Here is a 2411-nt window from a genome sequence, read left to right as displayed (position 1 = left end):
GGGCGCGCCCGCGACCCGCTCGGCGGCGGCGACGGCCGCGCCCCGGTGGCGGGTGGCGGGCAGGGTGAGGTCGTCGCGCAGGGTCTCGTCGCAGCCGATCAGGCCGAACCCGTCGCTGATCCGGGTCGCCGAGACGGCCAGCGCCCGGCAGAGATCGCCCGTGAGCCGCGCCCGGTCGGCCGTGCCGCGGAAGCCCATCGAGGCCGAGAGGTCGACCAGGACCCAGGTCTCGACGGCGGTCCGCGCCTCGAAGCGGCGGACATGCACGCCCTCGAACGGATCGCGCAGCGTCGCGCGCAGGTCGATGCGGCGCGCATCCGGCAGCTGCAGGAACGACACCTGATCGCGGAGCGGGCCGGAGCCGCCGGCATCGCGCCCCCGGTGGAGGCCGGCCCGGCTGCCGCGCGGCCGCCAGCGCGGCAGGTAGACGATGTCGGCCATGCGCGGGTCGCTCACGGCGCCGGCACCGTCTCGAACGCGGCCCGGCACAGGGCGGGCACGATCGCGCCGCGCTGCAATTCGTGGACGGGTTCGAGGAAGACGCGGTGGGCCATCACGGCGGTGAAGACCGCCCGCACATCCTCGGGCGCCAGCCAGTCGCGGCCCTCCAGCCACGCCCGCACCCGGGCGGCGCGCACCAGGAAGGCGACGCCGCGCGGCGAGGCGCCGCCCTGCACGAGGGTGGCGGTGTCGACGCCCGGGAGCCGGATCCCGGCCTCCGCGGGGCGGACCAGCGCGTCCCAGAGGGCCACCACGTAGGCCTCGATCGACGGCTCCGCGCGGACGGCGTGCTGGATCGCGGCCGCGATGCCGCCGATCCGGGCCTGGTCGAGCACGCCCTCGGCGACCGCGCCGACGAGAGCGTCCGTGTCGTGGAAGCGCGGGTCGAAGACCAGGCTCCGGCGCACCGCCGCGTCCCGGGGCGCCTCCAGCCCGATCTCCATCAGGAAGCGGTCGCGGGCCGCGGCCGGCAGCTCGAACGTCTCCTCGCGCTCGACGCGGTTGCGGTCGGCGAAGACCTGCAGGTTCGGGAACGTGTAGGTTCGGCCGAAGGCCTGGACGCTGCGCTCGGCCATCAGCCGGAGCAGCAGGGCGTGGACCTGCGGCCGCGCCCGGTTGATCTCGTTGAAGAAGAACACCGAGAGATCCTCGGCCCGCGCCAGGACCGGGCCGGGATCGACCCGCGGCCGGCCGTCGGGGCCGAGATAGGTGTGGTAGATCAGGTCGGTCGGCATCATGTCGACCGTGCCCTCGACGCGCTCGTAGGCGCCGCCCAGCGCCCGGGCCACCGCCCGCAGCAGGGTGGTCTTGCCGACGCCGACATCGCCCTCGAGCATCACGTGGCCGCGGGCGAAGACCGCGATCGTCACGAGGCGGATCGCCCGCTCCTGCCCGACCACCGCCTTGGCGACCTCCGCCTCGAAACGGGCCGCCGCCGCCCGCCAGTCGGTGAGCATCGTGTCTCCGGGACGGAGGGTGTTCATGAAACGGTGCCTGCGGTGTCGGGCTGGGCGCCGGGTATCGGTGCGGCGTGTCGGTGCGGTGCGGCGCGCGGTACCGACCGTCCCGGGGCCGGGCCTCGGGACGGTCGGCCGCGCTCGGTTTGCCGCGATCAATTCGAGGACATCTTGGCGACGTCGTACTCGAACTTGCCGGTCTTCTTGGCGTTCTCGATCCGCTTCCTGTTGCGCTCCTCCATCTGCTTGATGGAGTCGGCCTGCTTGCCGACCTCCTTCGGGTCGTGCTTGGGATCGTACTTGGACCCGGCGACCTTCTCGGGGAAGCCGGGCTTCGGCTGCCAGCAATTGCCCGGCGCCTTGCAGGTCTGCCCGTCATAGGCCAGCGCCGGCACCGCGAAGGCCGCCCCCGCGATCAGCATCGCCGCCGTGATCACTGTGCGCATCGTTGATTCCTCCGTCTCTTCCTGGGGCGGCCGGTCGGGCCGCCGGTTCGCCCCGTCTCCCGCGGGGCGCGACTTGCCGAGAACGCCTAGGGCGTGTCATCGCTTGAGCCAGTCGAGGGCTGCGGCGAGGGACAGGACACCCATGAAGCTTGTGGCGGTTTTCTCGTAGCGGGTTGCGATGGCACGCCATTCCTTGAGCCTCGCCCAGAGGCGCTCGACCTGATTGCGATTGTTGTAGATCCAGTCCGGGCAGGCGACTGGGGTCTCGTGGCGCTGAGGCGGGATCGCGGGGCGCGCACCCATGTTCCAGATGTGCTCGCGGAAGGCGTGACTGGTGTAGCCGCGGTCTCCGACGACCCACTTGGGCACGCCTGGCAGTTGGTCGAGCAATGGAACCGCATGGGGCAGTTCGTGCGCCTGTCCCGATGCCAGCCGGAAGGCGATGGCGCGGCCCTGCCCGTCGGCGATCACGCAAGCCTTGGTGCCATAGCCGCCACGCGAGCGGCCA

The 2411-nt window shown here is 72.6% G+C and carries 4 protein-coding genes; all 4 read right to left on the bottom strand.

Annotation, left to right across the window (positions count from 1 at the left end):
• Nucleotides 1–441, bottom strand: a 441-nt coding sequence (locus ACXJKQ_RS27530; RefSeq protein WP_457108841.1) for a DUF58 domain-containing protein, incomplete at its 3' end; no start/stop codon positions are given.
• An 11-nt stretch (nt 442–452) separates the two neighbouring features.
• A complete protein-coding gene (locus ACXJKQ_RS27525; RefSeq protein ID WP_457108840.1) occupies nt 453–1484 on the bottom strand; it encodes an AAA family ATPase in 1032 nt (343 codons plus the stop codon).
• Between the two features lie 128 nt (nt 1485–1612).
• Nucleotides 1613–1903 carry a methanol dehydrogenase [cytochrome c] subunit gene (locus ACXJKQ_RS27520; protein WP_457108839.1) on the bottom strand — a complete coding sequence of 97 codons (291 nt, stop codon included), beginning with the start codon at nt 1901–1903 and terminating at the stop codon, nt 1613–1615.
• A gap of 96 nt (nt 1904–1999) precedes the next feature.
• Nucleotides 2000–2411 (bottom strand): IS5 family transposase (locus ACXJKQ_RS27515; protein WP_457108838.1); only part of this gene is annotated, 412 nt, incomplete at its 5' end.

The sequence above is a fragment of the Methylobacterium sp. P5_C11 genome (genome assembly GCF_054049775.1).
Note: the sequence above shows the minus strand (reverse complement) of the source record. Positions and strands in the feature narration are given on the sequence as shown.